The organism is Blautia wexlerae DSM 19850 (assembly GCF_025148125.1).
Lineage (GTDB): Bacteria > Bacillota > Clostridia > Lachnospirales > Lachnospiraceae > Blautia_A > Blautia_A wexlerae.
Window position 1 is genome coordinate 908,449 of record NZ_CP102267.1, and the last position, 15,074, is coordinate 923,522.

Annotated in this window: 16 protein-coding genes; 10 read left to right on the plus strand and 6 right to left on the minus strand. The window is 35.6% G+C overall.

All coding sequences use genetic code 11. The features are described 5' to 3' along the window. The first annotated feature begins 6 nt into the window (after window positions 1-6). The 9 genes from NQ550_RS04225 to NQ550_RS04265 all read left to right on the plus strand — a co-directional run bounded on the left by NQ550_RS04225 (window position 7) and on the right by NQ550_RS04265 (window position 7,812). Window positions 7-1,242 carry a radical SAM/SPASM domain-containing protein gene (locus NQ550_RS04225; protein ID WP_025579359.1) on the plus strand — a complete coding sequence of 412 codons (1,236 nt, stop codon included), beginning with the start codon at window positions 7-9 and terminating at the stop codon, window positions 1,240-1,242. An 8-nt stretch (window positions 1,243-1,250) separates the two neighbouring features. Then, the gene (locus NQ550_RS04230) at window positions 1,251-2,543 is read left to right on the plus strand and encodes a B12-binding domain-containing radical SAM protein (RefSeq protein WP_025579361.1); all 1,293 of its coding nucleotides are present in this window, start codon (window positions 1,251-1,253) and stop codon (window positions 2,541-2,543) included. 40 nt (window positions 2,544-2,583) lie between these two features. Then, complete coding sequence (locus tag NQ550_RS04235; protein ID WP_025579363.1) at window positions 2,584-3,429, plus strand: ABC transporter ATP-binding protein; 846 nt, start codon at window positions 2,584-2,586, stop codon at window positions 3,427-3,429. Between the two features lie 2 nt (window positions 3,430-3,431). Further along, entirely contained in the window at window positions 3,432-4,082 is a 651-nt protein-coding gene (locus tag NQ550_RS04240) for an ABC-2 transporter permease (protein WP_025579365.1), read from the plus strand. A gap of 805 nt (window positions 4,083-4,887) precedes the next feature. Continuing rightward, window positions 4,888-5,307, plus strand: coding sequence for a DUF4177 domain-containing protein (locus NQ550_RS04245; RefSeq protein WP_044996534.1), 420 nt, complete (start codon window positions 4,888-4,890; stop codon window positions 5,305-5,307). A 186-nt stretch (window positions 5,308-5,493) separates the two neighbouring features. Then, window positions 5,494-6,261 carry a hypothetical protein gene (locus NQ550_RS04250; protein ID WP_025579367.1) on the plus strand — a complete coding sequence of 256 codons (768 nt, stop codon included), beginning with the start codon at window positions 5,494-5,496 and terminating at the stop codon, window positions 6,259-6,261. Between the two features lie 182 nt (window positions 6,262-6,443). Continuing rightward, window positions 6,444-6,773, plus strand: coding sequence for a DUF1648 domain-containing protein (locus tag NQ550_RS04255; protein ID WP_025579368.1), 330 nt, complete (start codon window positions 6,444-6,446; stop codon window positions 6,771-6,773). 50 nt (window positions 6,774-6,823) lie between these two features. After that, the gene (locus NQ550_RS04260; protein ID WP_025579370.1) at window positions 6,824-7,240 is read left to right on the plus strand and encodes a DUF3788 domain-containing protein; all 417 of its coding nucleotides are present in this window, start codon (window positions 6,824-6,826) and stop codon (window positions 7,238-7,240) included. 50 nt (window positions 7,241-7,290) lie between these two features. After that, window positions 7,291-7,812 (plus strand): ClbS/DfsB family four-helix bundle protein, encoded by a 522-nt coding sequence (locus NQ550_RS04265; RefSeq protein ID WP_433845585.1) that lies wholly within the window; start codon window positions 7,291-7,293, stop codon window positions 7,810-7,812. Window positions 7,813-8,130: 318 nt separating this feature from the next. On the opposite strand, the gene NQ550_RS04270 is transcribed toward NQ550_RS04265, so the two are convergent. The 4 genes from NQ550_RS04270 to NQ550_RS04285 form a co-directional block, all read right to left on the minus strand. Then, window positions 8,131-8,664, minus strand: a complete 534-nt coding sequence (locus NQ550_RS04270) for a hypothetical protein (RefSeq protein ID WP_015526878.1) — start codon at window positions 8,662-8,664, stop codon at window positions 8,131-8,133. Continuing rightward, window positions 8,664-9,881 (minus strand): MarR family transcriptional regulator, encoded by a 1,218-nt coding sequence (locus NQ550_RS04275; RefSeq protein ID WP_025579374.1) that lies wholly within the window; start codon window positions 9,879-9,881, stop codon window positions 8,664-8,666. Before NQ550_RS04275 ends, NQ550_RS04270 begins: the two co-directional genes overlap by 1 nt. A 374-nt stretch (window positions 9,882-10,255) precedes the next feature. Then, window positions 10,256-10,819, minus strand: a complete 564-nt coding sequence (locus NQ550_RS04280) for a GNAT family N-acetyltransferase (RefSeq protein WP_025579376.1) — start codon at window positions 10,817-10,819, stop codon at window positions 10,256-10,258. A 41-nt stretch (window positions 10,820-10,860) separates the two neighbouring features. Further along, a complete protein-coding gene (locus tag NQ550_RS04285) occupies window positions 10,861-11,091 on the minus strand; it encodes a hypothetical protein (RefSeq protein WP_025579378.1) in 231 nt (76 codons plus the stop codon). A gap of 359 nt (window positions 11,092-11,450) precedes the next feature. Here NQ550_RS04285 and NQ550_RS04290 point away from each other — a divergent pair, with 359 nt between their 5' ends. After that, complete coding sequence (locus tag NQ550_RS04290) at window positions 11,451-12,188, plus strand: LytR/AlgR family response regulator transcription factor (RefSeq protein ID WP_008707876.1); 738 nt, start codon at window positions 11,451-11,453, stop codon at window positions 12,186-12,188. Between the two features lie 268 nt (window positions 12,189-12,456). Here the strand turns inward: NQ550_RS04290 and NQ550_RS04295 are convergent, their stop codons facing one another. Together NQ550_RS04295 and NQ550_RS04300 are read right to left on the minus strand one after the other, a co-directional pair. Then, the gene (locus NQ550_RS04295; protein WP_022380555.1) at window positions 12,457-13,650 is read right to left on the minus strand and encodes a DHHW family protein; all 1,194 of its coding nucleotides are present in this window, start codon (window positions 13,648-13,650) and stop codon (window positions 12,457-12,459) included. Window positions 13,651-13,662: 12 nt separating this feature from the next. Next, entirely contained in the window at window positions 13,663-15,051 is a 1,389-nt protein-coding gene (locus tag NQ550_RS04300; RefSeq protein WP_025579380.1) for an MBOAT family O-acyltransferase, read from the minus strand. Window positions 15,052-15,074: the final 23 nt, after the last annotated feature.

The following is a 15,074-nucleotide window of genomic DNA, read 5'->3' on the forward strand; positions in this document are numbered from 1 at the left end:
TGAAAAATGGAAAATATATATGGCTTTGCAGAACAATTATCTATAAAGAAGAGAATAGATAATAAGATAGTGATAAGTGGTTTAAATAATGGCAATTGGGTGCTAAGTCAAATTGAATCTATAGTCTTGCAGGAGTTTAATGGCGGTAGAGATTTAGAGGAGATTCTAGCAATACTCCCGGGCAGGGAAGTGAGCATTATAAAAATTTACGAGAATTTTATTGATAAAGGAATTTTAGTTAAGAACTCTGCTAGAAAAATTGATTTGTCAGCTAAATGGACTTTGGATGAAGTGTTTTTTGAATTGACAAAACAATGCAATTTAAGATGTCATCACTGTTATATACCAAAGGAGATTGAGAAAAAGGAGCTAGGATTAGAAAAGTGGTTTCAGATTGTTGATTCCTGTAAAGATTTAGGAGTAGGTTTAATAAAATTAACTGGTGGAGAAGCAATGCTGCATCCCCATTTTTGGGATATAGTTAAATATATTAATAAAAATGGGATATCAATGCGTTTATATACGAATGGTTCTTGCTTGAATAAAAAAACAGTGGAGAATTTGAAAACAGTGGGAATTTCAGAGATTCAGATTAGTTTAGATGGTGGAACTGAAGAAACGCATGATACATTTCGCAATGCTCCTGGTAATTATAAACATATTTTAAGAACACTTCCTATTTTGAGCCGATTTGAAATAAGAGTGATTTTATCATTTACAGTAACAGATTACAATGTAAACGAAATTAATCTCTTTATACGAGAAGCAAGGCAGTTTCCTAATGTGAAAATTGTAATTAGTCCATATATTAACTATCATCAGACTTATCAAGGAGATAGATTTGTAGATGTTAGCGAAGAAACAGTAGAAAAGCTAAAAGAATGTTTTGAGGATAATAAGAATATTTGGTCAGATAAAATCAAATATTCTTTGTCATTTTCCAATCGTTTTATAGGTTATTGTGGGTTTGGAATTTATAGTTTATACATAGATTCTTTTGGTAAGATTATTTTATGCCCATTATTGGGAAATATACAACTTGGAACTATAACGGATGGAATAGAAAATATCTGGGAAAATAGTAAAATATTAATGGAATATAGAAGTCATACAATAGCAGATATAGAAAAGTGTAATACTTGTAAAAATGTAAATGTATGTAAAGGCGGTTGTAGGGCAAGGGCATATTTTATTAATGGTTCGATACTGGCTTGTGATCCGGTCAGTTGCAAAATGTATTAGGAGTTAGAATGAAGGTTGAAAAAGTCTTATTGATTAATTGTACATTGGATAAGCATAGTAGGGCTAAGATTCATAATGTAGTATCATCACCCAATTTAGGTCTGCTATCAATTGCGGGTGTACTGATAATGCATGGATATGATGTGAAAATATTAGATTTTTTTGCTGATCCAATAAAGAAAGAGCAATATAAGAAAATATTAGAAGAATTTAATCCAGATGTGATTGGATATTCTGTATATACAAGAACTGTTCCGTTTTTAAGAAGGATGGTTGAGCTAAACAAAAAGATAGGGTATGAGGGAATTACAGTGGTTGGAGGACCACATCCATCATTTAATGAAAGAGAAATGCTTGATGATATAGGAGCAGATTTTGTTATTAAGGGGGAGGGTGAGTTTACATTTTTAAAACTCCTTGAAAGCTTAAAATATCCTGTACAATATCCAATCAGTAGAGTAAAAGGAATTAGTTATAGGATTAAAAATGATATATACATATCAGAAAAAATAGAATATATAGAAAATCTTGATGCATTACCGTTACAAGCAATTGGAATTATTGACCCAGAGAAGTATTCAACAGCATTTACACTGATTACAAGCAGGGGATGTCCTGGAAATTGTGTTTATTGTGCATCTAGAGCGTTGTCTGGAAATAAATATCGAATGCGTTCCGCAGAGAATATTATCTGTGAAATTTATTTTCTGAGTGAAAAGCTGAATTCCAGAAAGTTTTTAATTTTAGATGATACATTTACGGCTAATAAGGAAAGATTAGAATATTTTTGCTTATTACTCTCTAAGTATAACGAAAAGTATGCATTTAGAATTGAGTCGCGCGTGGATGCTGTTAGAGAAAAAGATATAGATGCATTGAAGAAGGTAGGGTGTGAAGTTATTCACTTTGGAGTGGAAAGTGGTTCACAAGAGATAATTAAAAAGATTGGAAAGAATATTAATTTATCTTGGGCAAAGGAAATAATGTGTTATGCGAATAAGCAAAATATACATGTAGTTGCGAGTTTTATAATTGGTCATTTCTGTGATACAGAACGCACAATTCAAGAAACGATTAGTTTAATGGAAATATTAAGAAATTCTGGAATAGAGGTTTCGGTTGCTGGATGCGTACCATTTCCGGGAACGCCTTTATATGAGCATAAGGATAAACTGGGAATTTCTATACACGCACATTCATGGCAAGAATATGATTTTAGTAATATGATTATTAGTACCTCTTATTTAAGCCAAGAACAATTAAGGGAGTTACTGTTTAGTGCTGTGACGAAGATATCTTGATATATTTAGAAAGGAATATAGGTGAAAAAACGTGAAGACAATGGATTTAACAGTAAAAAATTTATCAAAGCAGTTTGTGGATTTTAAGCTTGATAATATTTCATTTGAACTACCTCGGGGAAGTGTTATGGGACTCATTGGACCAAATGGTTCAGGGAAAACTACGACAATAAAGCTTATTCTTAATATGTTGAAAAAAAATCAGGGGAAAATAGAAATTTTAGGATATGACAACATAAAAGAAGAACAGATAGCTAAAGAAAACTTAGGAATTGTTTTTGACTCCAATTACTTTGTGGATGAGTGGAATATGAAGATGGTAGAAAAAGCAATGTCTAGATTTTATAAGACATGGAACCATCTACGATTTTATTCATATATTGAACAATTTAAAATTGCAAAATCAAAAAAGGTAAAAGAGTTATCAAAAGGAATGCAGATGAAGTTAATGTTAGCATGTGCGTTTTCGTATGATTCAAAACTGTTAATTTTAGATGAGCCTACTAGTGGATTAGATCCAGTATCAAGAGATGAGCTTCTTGAGATTATTGAGAAGTATGTAGAGGATGGGAAACATAGTGTACTATTTTCTACACACATCACAAGTGATTTGGAAAAAGTAGCTGATTATATTACCTATATCAATTATGGAGAGTTGATATACAGTGGAGAAAAAAAGAAATTATTAGAAGAGTTTTATGTAATTCGAAATGTAAGAGAGGAAATACCTATTGGGATTAGAGAAAAATTAATTGGTGTAAGAAAAACGAAAGATGGAGTGCAGGCGCTTTTGAAGAAAGAGTATATAAAAGAGATAAGCGGCTTGGGTAGGATTGAAAAAGCTACATTAGACGATATAGTTGTTTTTACAAGTAAAGGAGAATAGATATGGCAAATATTATAAAGGCTATGAAATTGGATTTTGATTTGGTAAAGGTATATGTAAAAGCTATTTGCTTTACATTACTAATTCCAGTAGTGTTTGCAATAATAAATCGTTCATTGATGACAAGTGTTTCCTTTGCTACATGTTTTATTGCTATGGCATCTGGATACACATTTTCAATTTCTGAAAAAAATGGAATGGAGCGCTTATATGGGATATTGCCTATTACAAAAAAAGAATTTGTTTTAGGGAGATATCTGTATACAATTATTATGGGTGGAATTGCAGTTCTATTTTCCTGTATTGTTCATCCAATAGTATTATTCATATTAGGCGATAAAGTGACATGGCAGCAGATAATTTTTACATTTCTATATGGAATACTCTTGTATAGCATTTATACAGTTTTTCAATTGCCAGGATACTATAAATACGGATCTATTAACGGAAGGATGTTTATGTATATACCGATTATTGGTTTTTTACTTGTGTTGTTTGGAATGGAAAAAGTTAATTTAAGTAAAAATGGATTTGCAATAAGTATATTTAGTAATTTGGGTATATTAGCGGCTGTGATAACATTTGGTATTATTTTAATCTACACAGTATCAATATGTATTTCTATTAGGATTATGAAGAATAAAGAGATATAGGAGATGGTTATATGGATTTGACGATTTTAATCGTTGTAGGTCTTATTCTTTTTGTAGGAATTCCAAGGAGAAATCGCTATGGGAAAAATAAGAAAAAGGATAAAGAAAAGGATTGAAAACAGTTTAAATTTTGGTTTAATGCAATATAAGCAATGGTTTAAACACAATATTATGAGATTGGTGAATATTCTGGTGATTCGAAATCATAAATCCGGCAATTTGGAAATCACCTTTTTGTGCTTGACCACTAATAAATTTCTATGGGGATATTTGTCAAGGCCTTGCCGTATCTACGGTGCGTAGCAGCCTTTACTAATATCTTTGTAGAAATAAAAATTAGAATACACAAAATAGATTCTTAAAGGCGATTTTCATATCACCGGACAGGTGATAGAAAGTCATCCGTAATATTCAATTGGTGTTATTGACTACACTCTATCAGGTGGTGGACAAGAGCCTGCTATGAGTAGAACTATATACCGAAACTCAGAAATAATAATATCGGACGAGCCTACTGCAGCATTAGCTCCTAAAGCGAATATGAGCTCTATAGCATGTTTGATAAGTTATTTTGTGGTAAAACCTGTATATATATTTCACATCGTTTGGCATGTACGAAGTTGATCGATAGAATTGTAGTATTTGAAAATGCAAAACTTATAGAGGACGGTACACATCAAGAATTGCTGAATTTACATGGGAAGTATTTTGAATTATTTAACATGCAAGCACAGTTCTATCAATAATATCATGGGAGGAGGAAGGACGTATTTATAAATTTGTAGAAATCAAAAATACATTAATTTTGTCCCGAAAAGTCCAGTCAGGTTTCCTTTATGATCAAGTAAAAGAAACTATAGAAAGTGAGGCAAATCATGGCTGGCGTTTAACTCAAGTTATAATACCCAATAAAGGAAAGCATAGCATATCTGGTAAAAAGCGTCTTAGATTAGGCGCCTTTTTTCCATGGTGTTATCAATTAATTTTTGAAAAAGATGAAAAGGAAAATGTGCTGTATGAATATAAATTTTACAGAGTACCTTTAGAAACTAAAGCACAGGGTTCTAATGTGGATTGTAAAGACGATTTCTATATGGTGAAAGATTTTCTTCTTTCTATGACGGACAACGATTGGAAGTTTAAGCAAATTGTTATCCCATTTGATGAAAAGAAAGGAATCTATTGTACTCTTGGATATGAAGTGATTTTTGAAAGGAAAAAATAATATTGCCTCAATCACATTCGGAGAATTTTACCGCAGTGTAGTACAATATATTTGGTAACTTATGGATAAAAGTATGAGGGTATAGATATACAGTATTTTGAGGTGTAGAAATTATAATTAGTGGATAGCTCATTTGAGAAATGAAAATATTGGCTATATCAAATAGATTTTACAAAGGAGAAATACATGGAGAGAGTTTTAATAATATCTTATATTATCAGTATGATACTTATGGTAGGCTTTATTTATTGTGTTTATAGGGAGAAATATTGGGTTTTTGAATTTGTAAATAAAATCAAGAAGCCGATACAACAACTTGTTTATGTTTTGCTTATGCTCATATCATCGTATGCATATATTTGCTTTTCGTTACTCATAGAGGCTAACTTTAATGCTGTGATATGTGCAGTGCTATTACTTCTTTTGATTTGGGCTATGGACTATCTGTTTTCTTTATGTTTTAAAAAAAGTGATTTGGGGATAAGTGAAAAAAAACGCTATATTTTTATGGCGTATGTGGGTGCCTGCATATCGGGATTTATTATTGCAAGTCGTGATGCTTCGAAATTGGCTTTAGAAATTCCAAATATAACAATTAGCGTTTTGATCGGAGCTTATGTACCTTTTACATTATTATTAGAGGATGGGAAAAAAGGGAAAGTAGAATTGCAAAGTATGAAAGAAGAATGGGAGGAAAAGTATAAGAAGACATTTCGTGAACGTAAGGCCAAAGACATTCTTTCTGTTCTACTATTTGCGATGGTATATGGCGTTTTACTGGGAGTGGCGTTATCTCCTGCTCAAAATATCATCAATGATATTGCTTCAGGGATAGGAATGGGGATGGCTACAGTGGTTGTTGCCTTTGTAGGTTTAGTTGAAGTGAAAAACAGGTTAACGAAAAGGAAGAATAAAAGAGAAGACGCAGATCAAGAGAAATCCGGTACAGAGTAGACGGGGGCAAGACAGCAAGAAATATTTAGCTGGAATTATTTCAGATGTATCTCGCAAGATTGGATGTTGATGCGATATAAATGCTATGATATACTGAAGTCCATATTATTAGATTTGTGGAGAAATAGGGATATCCAGGAGAAAAACTATAAAATTAAATTTTGCAGAAAGAAGGCATTTTTATGAAACTTGTAGGAAGCAGAAAATTAACATGGGGAATTTGCAGTATTGGTGTTTTATTAGCAATAGTAAGTGTGTTTTTCTTACCTCAGATTATTCCTGTTCATTTTGCAAATGGAATAGCAGATGATTTTGGAAATAAGGTAGAGATTTTTTTATTTCCTATTTTGCTACTCATAATTACACTTTTGACTGGGAAAGAAAACATTAAATATTTCCTGACACATTCAAAAACATTTTTGACAGATATACAGTATAATTTGATGATAGATGGTGTTCTCGGAATTATTTTGATTGCAGAAATTTATGTTATTTATGCTTCATTTGTGTAAGTGTTTCAACAAAAAATTCCAGTTTCTATAAAGAGCAAAGGAGAATGGTCATGATTGATATGCAGAATCAAGAGGAAATTCCGATCTTAGAGGATTTTGAGGCATATATTAGAAATCCGGTATTTATGCAATTTTGCTCCGAGATTAAAAAGAAGTACAGGTGCAATGAGAAAATAGAATTTAGCCGTTGTAGTTGGGAACGTGGTTGGAATGTAAAATTTAAAAAGTCTGGAAAAAGCCTGTGTACCGTATATCCCAGGGAAGGATATTTTACGGTACTGGTTGTGGTTGGAGAAAAAGAAAAAGAAGCAGTTGAAGCTATTTTATGGGAATGTACTTCAGAATTAAGAGAACTTTACGAAAAAGCAAGATGGGGAAATGGACAAAAATGGCTTATGATTGATTTAGAAGATCAAGGAGAAATGTTTGCGGATGTACTTCAGCTTATTGAAATTCGTAGGAGATAATTAATTTTGGAGTGTGGAACAAGGAGTAAAGACGGAAGACTGCGAGGTAAATGATGAAGGCGTATGAAAATAAAGAGGAACTAAAGGCAGAAATCAAGAGGGCTTACGACAAATATATTGCAGAGTTTGAGGATATCCCAGAATCCTTGAAGGACAAACGATGTATGGAGGTGGATCGAACACCTGCAGAAAATCTTGCATATCAGGTTGGGTGGACCACATTAGTATTGAAATGGGAAAATGATGAACAGGCTGGACTTCCAGTGAAAACACCATCGGATGGTTTTAAGTGGAATCAATTGGGGGAATTGTATCAGTGGTTTACCAATACCTATGCCAATTTATCTCTAAAAGAACTAATGGGCATGCTGGATGATAATATACAGAAAATTTTTACAATGATTGATTCTATGACGGAAGAGGAGCTATTTTTACCACATAAAAGAAAGTGGGCAGATGAAGCTACCAAAACAGCAGTATGGGAAGTTTATAAGTTTATTCATGTAAATACAGTAGCCCCCTTTGGAACATTTCGGACAAAGATTAGGAAGTGGAAGAAGCTTTTACTTTGACACACAGATAGAGTTTTAGAAAATATCGTGCTTTTTTGTGCAAAAGAAAATAAATATATAATGCTATTTGGAGTGCATATTCGGTTTCAGGATATGCACTTTTTTTTAATAAAATAAAAAGCGACAAACATTATTCAGATTCAAAGGGTATGAAATTGTGATAAATCTATACGGTATGCTTTGATGGTTTTTGAATTTAATTTTTTTATTGTTTCACATGTTTTGAGATATTCGGATATAAAATTTGATAATTGATCCATAATAGGCACCCTCCTTTGTTTTTTTCAATTATGAGTGCCTATATGGAAAATGTCGATTTTATTTTGGGAAAAACTTATTTAAAGTTTCCAGTGTCCCCTTTGCAGAAAATCCCCATAGTATGCTGCTAAGAGCGTTAATAGCAGCCTGCCTCCTTCGGTAGTACGTCCGGTAGGAGATACTGGGAACGTGCTTTTCCAACTCTTCCAGGATTTCCTCTGTGTTTTTCAGTTCATGGGGAGACAGAAAGGCGTAATATAATATCCAGTAATATTCTTCCCCATGTTTATGATTTTTCCGGAGCAGATCCACAGAAGAGAGAAGCAGTTTTATCATTTTATTGCTGCGGGCAATGCTTTTTGCCCATTCTTCAATCTGGCTGTCTCCCAGATCTGCTCCTGCAGCATAGATGGAATCCAGAAATTCGTCTACACTGGTGTTGTATTCCAGTTGGAACTGAATTTCTACCTGCCGAACAGCAACCATCAGGCTATAAGTAGAATCCCGGTAACAACGGAGAAGCTTATAGGTATCATGGTACAACGGATTATTTTCTACTTCAGCAGAAACAGGGTGGTGATTTTTCTTTGCCATTATACAACCCCTCCTTTCAACAGAACTTCTGGGATTTCAGCGAAGGCAGGTAAGGTATGCTGCAGAGGCGGAGTATGCCCTGGGACGTTGGTGACGGCGTGATTTTCCGGTTTTAGTTTTAACTCAAATTGATAGGCTGCTTTCCCCCAGGGGCAGATAATACGTAGTGAATATAGATATATACTATCTTTGCAGGCTGATAAAGGAGATAATATATACTTTGTTTTGGGGCATCTACAACAAGAAATGCCTTGTATTTCCAGTATTTCAGCGACTTTGCGAACAATGGCTTTGATGTGTGATTCTGGAACGCAGGAGCCTTCCTGTGAAACGATGATTTGTTCGTCAGTAATAGATTCTGAAACGCATTCAGAATTGTTTTTAACAGGCAAGGTGTCTTCGGGTATATGTATTGGCAGTTGCATTTTCATGGCAATTTCCTCCTTATCAATCATGACATCACTGATATTAAACATAACGGACAGATAATTACGCAGATATACCATGCTGCCATGTCTCCCGGAATAGGAAATCAGTGTGATCATGTCGGTATCTTCAAGTTTTTTTAGCAGACGGGACACAGAAGATTTCGACTGTTTCCAACGTCTGGCAAGTTCCTGATAACTGAACAAGGGATTTCCAGTCTGATTGCGAAAATATACTACCGGACCGGCATCAGAGCCTTGCACAGATGGATCATTATAGACTGCATGAATCCAAAGATCCAAAAGAGCATCCATTTCCGAACATTTTCCCAGTCCGATTAGTTTATGAACATCTGCAATTGGAAAAAAGAAAAACCCGATGTCTTTTTTGCATGGGTAATTATAGGAAAGGGCAGTATTATCTTTTGGCCAGTCTTTGATCTTGTATTGGATAATCTTATTTTTTTCGTGCAGTGAGTAGGTTAGAAGGTTTTGCTCAACCAGGGTATCCAGTATGGATATGACCTGGTGCTGGAATTTTTGGCGGAAGTAAATCTGTAGTTCTTTAAGAGAACAGATCCATTCGCCAGGAACAACTTTGTAAGTAAGGTGTTCGATGTTCCGATAAGAGGAACTGTAATTTGCATAAGAACATAAAATGAGAAAATAAAAAAGACAGGAACCTCCGTTGGTACGGATGCTTCTGTCTTTCATAAGGGTTTGTATAAATTCCCGGTAAATCCGGCAGCGTGGAAAATCCACAATTTGTTTTAACTCTAATTGATAATTCACGATAAACCTCCATATAATATTGTAGTTGTAGTAAAATAATTGTAGACGAAAGATACTAAAATGTATATAATATGCCCATAGGGGTGCTAAGTGGCATAGATTTGGCACAGTAAAATACCTGATATGGCATGAAAGCAACATGAAAATTAGGGTGGATATAGGGTGGACAGTTTGGAAAACCTTAGAGTTTTAGCGGGTTCCAAGGATTTTTTCCGGGTCTGCAACACCTCTATCCCCGGTTCAAATCCGGGTGGCACCTCTTGAAAAACCTTAGAAGTATCTTCTAAGGTTTTTTTGTGTTAATGTATACTGACACTTGCGATAGTGACACAGGATTGATTCTGATAATTTCTGGAAGTCACAGAAATAACAGGCTACAGGAGAGGGAATTTCGGTGGCTCCTGAACTGTTAGATGTTCACCGATCAGCTTCTCCATCCAGACCATATTATACCAGTGGTTGAATTTGTAACCGCATTTATGGAACTCACCTACAAGACGATATCCCATATGAGTGTGAAATTCCACACTGTTTTTGTCAAGATGTTCATCTTCCTTTGGAGGATAGGCAATGCAGGCATTCATATTCAAGATACCCTGCTCACGTAAAGCGGTTTCAAGGGCATCATGAAGCATGCGGCCTATCCCTCTGTGTTTAAGAGACTGATCAACATAAATAGATGTTTCCACAGCCCAGTCATATGCAGGTCTTTCATGGAAAGGACCTGCATATGCATATCCAAGCAAAGTTCCTTTTTCCTCAGCTACAAGGTAAGGGTATTTTCTCAGAGTGTGTTGAATTCGGGAAGCAAATTCTTCTGTGGAGGGAACATCATATTCAAAGGTGATGGCTGTATTTTCTACATATGGTCTGTAAATTTTAAGCAGTGCCGGTGCATCTGCAGCAGAAGCGGTACGGATTATTATTTTATTGTCCATGATAATTTCCTTTCTGAAGTGTGTTTGAAAAATATATGCAACTATTCATCAAATTCTGCAGTCACTATAAAACCTCGCGGTGTATGTTCAATATTTGTTACGATTCCTTTTCTGGATCTGATGCGTTCTGCATTTGGATAACAGCCGGACATTGCCACAGCCGGTTCAATGATATAACTGTAATTCATAAAAGACTGATATTCGGAAATTTCTATTTCATCTCCCACATTTATTAATCCCTGACGTTCCATTTTAAATTTTTCCTGACGCATATAATTCCTTCTTTCTGTGTCAAGCGGATAAAATCATCCGCTTTGCTACGCAGCTTTACACCGAATAACTGCTCCGCAGGGGACTTACCTGATTCGGTTAAATAGAGTAACAGTTCAGTATATGATTGTTTTACCAAAGTGCTGTCATAAGTGAAGCTGCCATATAAGTATAACACAAAAAAAGTAAACAACAATGATTGTTATAAAAAAGTAAAATAAATGAAAAAAGTACTTGAATACGTAGGATTAAGCATATATAATTAATAGAAATTGTGCTGTTTACAGATAAATGTCAGAACTTTGCGACTGACAGGATTTTGGAAACTGCTTTTTATATTGATACGGAAAGGGGAAATTACATGAAAACGATCGTCGTTTGTGATGATGTTGAGATTGAAAGACTTCTTTTAAAAGAAATATTGTGTCAGTATTTTGAAGAAATAAATGAAGAGGTTTCAATTGTAGAATATGATTCAGGAGAGACGCTTATAGCCGACGTGGAAGAAGGATACATTGCTATGGATCTGCTTTTTCTGGATATTTGTATGAAGAAACTTAATGGAATGGAAACTGCAAGAAAATTGAGACAGATACAGTGTAAGGTGCCGATCATTTTTCTTACCGCCTCACCGGATTATGCCATAGAGAGTTATGAAGTACAGGCTTCCGGATATTTGTTGAAATCATTTTCAGAAGAGAAACTGATGAAACTTCTGAACAGGATTCTTAAAACGGATATGAAAAGGCGTGTTGCGATCAAAAACAGAAGACAGTACCGTTATCCATGTACAGATGATATCATGTATATTGACAGCGATAAACATAATGTCACCCTGCATCTGTCAGATGGTTCCGAAATTATAACAGTGGACAAGCTGGGAGAAATTGAGAAGAGAATTAACGAGAAACGTTTTCTGCGCTGCCATCAGAGTTATCTGGTGAATATGGATTATATTAAGGATGTAGAGGACGATTTTATTATGGAAGATGGAACACTTGTGCCTATACGTGTTCGTGGGCGGAAAGAAATACTGGATACGTACTATGATTATTTTGTAAATCATTTTGGAGACTCAAAGGACACTTTTGCAGAATAAATTGCTGAATTTGCACAAAATGAAAAGAGGGCATAAATGCTGATATAATACACATTAAGGTACAGCTGATATAAAAAACAGATAAACTGGGAACGGGGAATGAAAGACACAGTATTATTGTTTTAAATCAGTCGTTATACCTGACCTATTATTAAAAAGTGTGTGAAAAGTGTGTGTTATAAAATGTGTGTGAATGTGTGAAAAATCCCCACCGAAAGTCAATGTTTCCTCGGCATTGAAATTTCGGTGGGGATTTTTTGATATAATATTATCTGATATCAGATGTATCAGAAGAATCCTGTTCAGCAGTTGTCAGGGCAAGCTCCAGAGAAGTGTCTGTGAAGAAGGTATTAGCATTATACAGGTACAGAATTTCCTGAACATTCTCAACCTGCATTAACTGCTCCAGATCTCCAAAGTAATAACGGGGATCAATCATTATGATCTTTCGGTAATGCTGAGCAAGAAATGGGATGAAGCTGTTTGCGTATGAATCCTTAAGCACAAGCAGTGTATTATCTGTTTCAGTAGGAGTACTGATCTTTATCTGAGCGTGGTTTCCACCAAAGAATAATGCATATTTATCTCTTGTCTCAAGTTTCTCAGTATCATAGAAGCTGGCACTTTTTTTCTGTTCGTCTACATAATTAACTACAGAAGAGAGTGCCTGATCTCCGGTGGGGAGAAATACATCGATCTCATCTTTTTCGCCGGAGCGGAAACCGCTTTTGGCAGACAGTGTTCCCTGAAAAGAACGGGTGACAGGTGCTTTGTCATAAGTGTCTGCTGAAGTATCAATTCCCATATCTTTGGCTGCCTTAAGATAGGCATAATAAGCACCCTGGGTAGTCCAGTGATGATCAGTGTGATAATAGAGGTCTTCCATTTTGTGATCTTTAAAAGTGCTGCGAACATCAATAAAGGTCACACCTGCATCGGTCAGGGAGGCAGAGAGGCTGTCAAGCCAGGAATTCTGATCCTGGACAGGGGCAAAAGCAGGAAGCCTGTCGCTCAGGATATTCACAGAATTTGGGGCAATCAGTGCATATTGTTTCAGATCAGAATGTTTTTGCGCAAAGTCAGTCATTGCTTTTACAGTGGCGTCATACTGTGTCTGATCAGGCGCTTTAAATTCTTCCATAAGATATCCGGATTTTCCAACGTATACGCCATTAGATTCTACTTTGCCCATCAGACGGTCAGTTCCGGCTTTCAGGGTAATCCACAGATCTCGAAGTGGAAACTGATCATTTTCATAGGTTTCAAATTGTTTTTCAAATCCGCCGGAAGCAATCTGACTGCCGTTTAAATGAGGCAGGGAAGAAAGTACGCGGTTTTCTTTTTCAGAAAACCCTCTGTCAGGAAGCACAATGCTCAGAATGAGTACGATCAAGGGGATAAATAAAAATAAAAGTCCCATTCTGTGGAAAAATAAACGATAATTTCTTAATGATTTTTTCATATTGTTTACCTTCTAAAATTTTGCATATAAAAATGGTGTGTAAGAGTTATAAACCATATAAGCAATCGATAATGCAAATAAAATAAGATTTATGATCACTGCAGCAACAGGTCTGCGTCTGACCAGACGCTTAAAGTACTGGTAAAGAGCAGGACGGCACATAAGAATACTGATCAGAAGAAGGATAAATCCTGTCTTGAGGTAGTAAAGTGCAGTTTTGTCTATGAAACCGGAAGCTCCGATCCCAAACATAGTTCCAAGGTAATGGCCAAGGGCACCAAAGTCTGTCTGGCTGAAGAATACCCATCCGATCATGACTACAAGCATAGTGTATACAGTGCAAAGCCAGGATGGTATTTTTTTCAGATATTTCTGAAGTACAAATTTTTCGAGTAAAAGGAAGAGTCCGTAATAAACACCCCATAGTACGAAATTCCAGCTTGCACCATGCCACAGACCGGTAAGTGCCCATACCACAAGGATATTTCGGATATGTTTCAGAGTGGAGACCCGATTACCGCCAAGCGGGATATAAATATAATCTCTGAACCAGATTCCAAGAGAAATATGCCAGCGTCTCCAGAATTCAGAAACACTGGTGGAAATATAGGGATAATCAAAGTTCTTATTAAAATCAAATCCCAGCATTTTTCCCAGACCGATGGCCATATCCGAATAGCCGCTGAAGTCAAAATAAAGCTGCATTGTATAAGCCAGAATGCCAAGCCATGAAGTAAATACAGACATCTGTGGATGGCCACAGATACTGCTGTATAAAACCGAGAGATTATCTGCCAGAAGAACTTTCTTTGCAAGACCTTTGACAAAAAGCTCTGCACCGATACCGAATTTGAAGATATTGATGGTACGCTGCTTCAGCTGCGTCTCTATATCCGTATATCGTACGATTGGTCCGGCAGAGGTATAAGGAAACATTGTGCTGTATACGGAAAAGGTCAGGAAATTTCGCTGCGCACTGACCTTACTTAAATAAATATCAAAAAGATAGGACAAATTACGGAAAGTGTAGAAAGAAAGTCCTATCGGCAGCGAAAGCTCCGGATGAGGGATATGGATACCGATGATTCCTCCGATTGTGTTAAGTAAGAATCCATAATATTTAAAAAACACAAGTACTGCAAGATTTATAATGATCGAGAAGATCAGATTAATTTTCTGTTTCCTGTCATCATAATATAAACGTTCCAGTTCTGTGCCCATATAATAGTTGAAGATACTGGAAAACAGCATGAGGATCACATATACAGGTTCTCCCCAGGCATAAAAGATCAGACTGCCCAAAAACAGCAGCAGATTGCGGAGCTGTCCCGGTACCAGGTAGTAGATCATCATGAAAACCGGAAGAAAGCAGAATATAAAAAATATACTGTTGAATACCATATTAAAAGTTCTCCAATCTGGAT

Excerpts from the sequence above, each read along its gene's own strand:
- NQ550_RS04225 (WP_025579359.1), top strand. The coding sequence starts at position 7 with ATGGAAAATATATATGGCTTTGCAGAACAATTATCTATAAAGAAGAGA.
- NQ550_RS04230 (WP_025579361.1), top strand. The coding sequence starts at position 1,251 with ATGAAGGTTGAAAAAGTCTTATTGATTAATTGTACATTGGATAAGCAT.
- NQ550_RS04235 (WP_025579363.1), top strand. The coding sequence starts at position 2,584 with ATGGATTTAACAGTAAAAAATTTATCAAAGCAGTTTGTGGATTTTAAG.
- NQ550_RS04240 (WP_025579365.1), top strand. The coding sequence starts at position 3,432 with ATGGCAAATATTATAAAGGCTATGAAATTGGATTTTGATTTGGTAAAG.
- NQ550_RS04250 (WP_025579367.1), top strand. The coding sequence starts at position 5,494 with ATGGAGAGAGTTTTAATAATATCTTATATTATCAGTATGATACTTATG.
- NQ550_RS04255 (WP_025579368.1), top strand. The coding sequence starts at position 6,444 with ATGAAACTTGTAGGAAGCAGAAAATTAACATGGGGAATTTGCAGTATT.
- NQ550_RS04260 (WP_025579370.1), top strand. The coding sequence starts at position 6,824 with ATGATTGATATGCAGAATCAAGAGGAAATTCCGATCTTAGAGGATTTT.
- NQ550_RS04265 (WP_433845585.1), top strand. The coding sequence starts at position 7,291 with ATGATGAAGGCGTATGAAAATAAAGAGGAACTAAAGGCAGAAATCAAG.
- NQ550_RS04270 (WP_015526878.1), bottom strand. The coding sequence starts at position 8,664 with ATGGCAAAGAAAAATCACCACCCTGTTTCTGCTGAAGTAGAAAATAAT.
- NQ550_RS04280 (WP_025579376.1), bottom strand. The coding sequence starts at position 10,819 with ATGGACAATAAAATAATAATCCGTACCGCTTCTGCTGCAGATGCACCG.
- NQ550_RS04285 (WP_025579378.1), bottom strand. The coding sequence starts at position 11,091 with ATGCGTCAGGAAAAATTTAAAATGGAACGTCAGGGATTAATAAATGTG.
- NQ550_RS04290 (WP_008707876.1), top strand. The coding sequence starts at position 11,451 with ATGAAAACGATCGTCGTTTGTGATGATGTTGAGATTGAAAGACTTCTT.
- NQ550_RS04295 (WP_022380555.1), bottom strand. The coding sequence starts at position 13,650 with ATGAAAAAATCATTAAGAAATTATCGTTTATTTTTCCACAGAATGGGA.
- NQ550_RS04300 (WP_025579380.1), bottom strand. The coding sequence starts at position 15,051 with ATGGTATTCAACAGTATATTTTTTATATTCTGCTTTCTTCCGGTTTTC.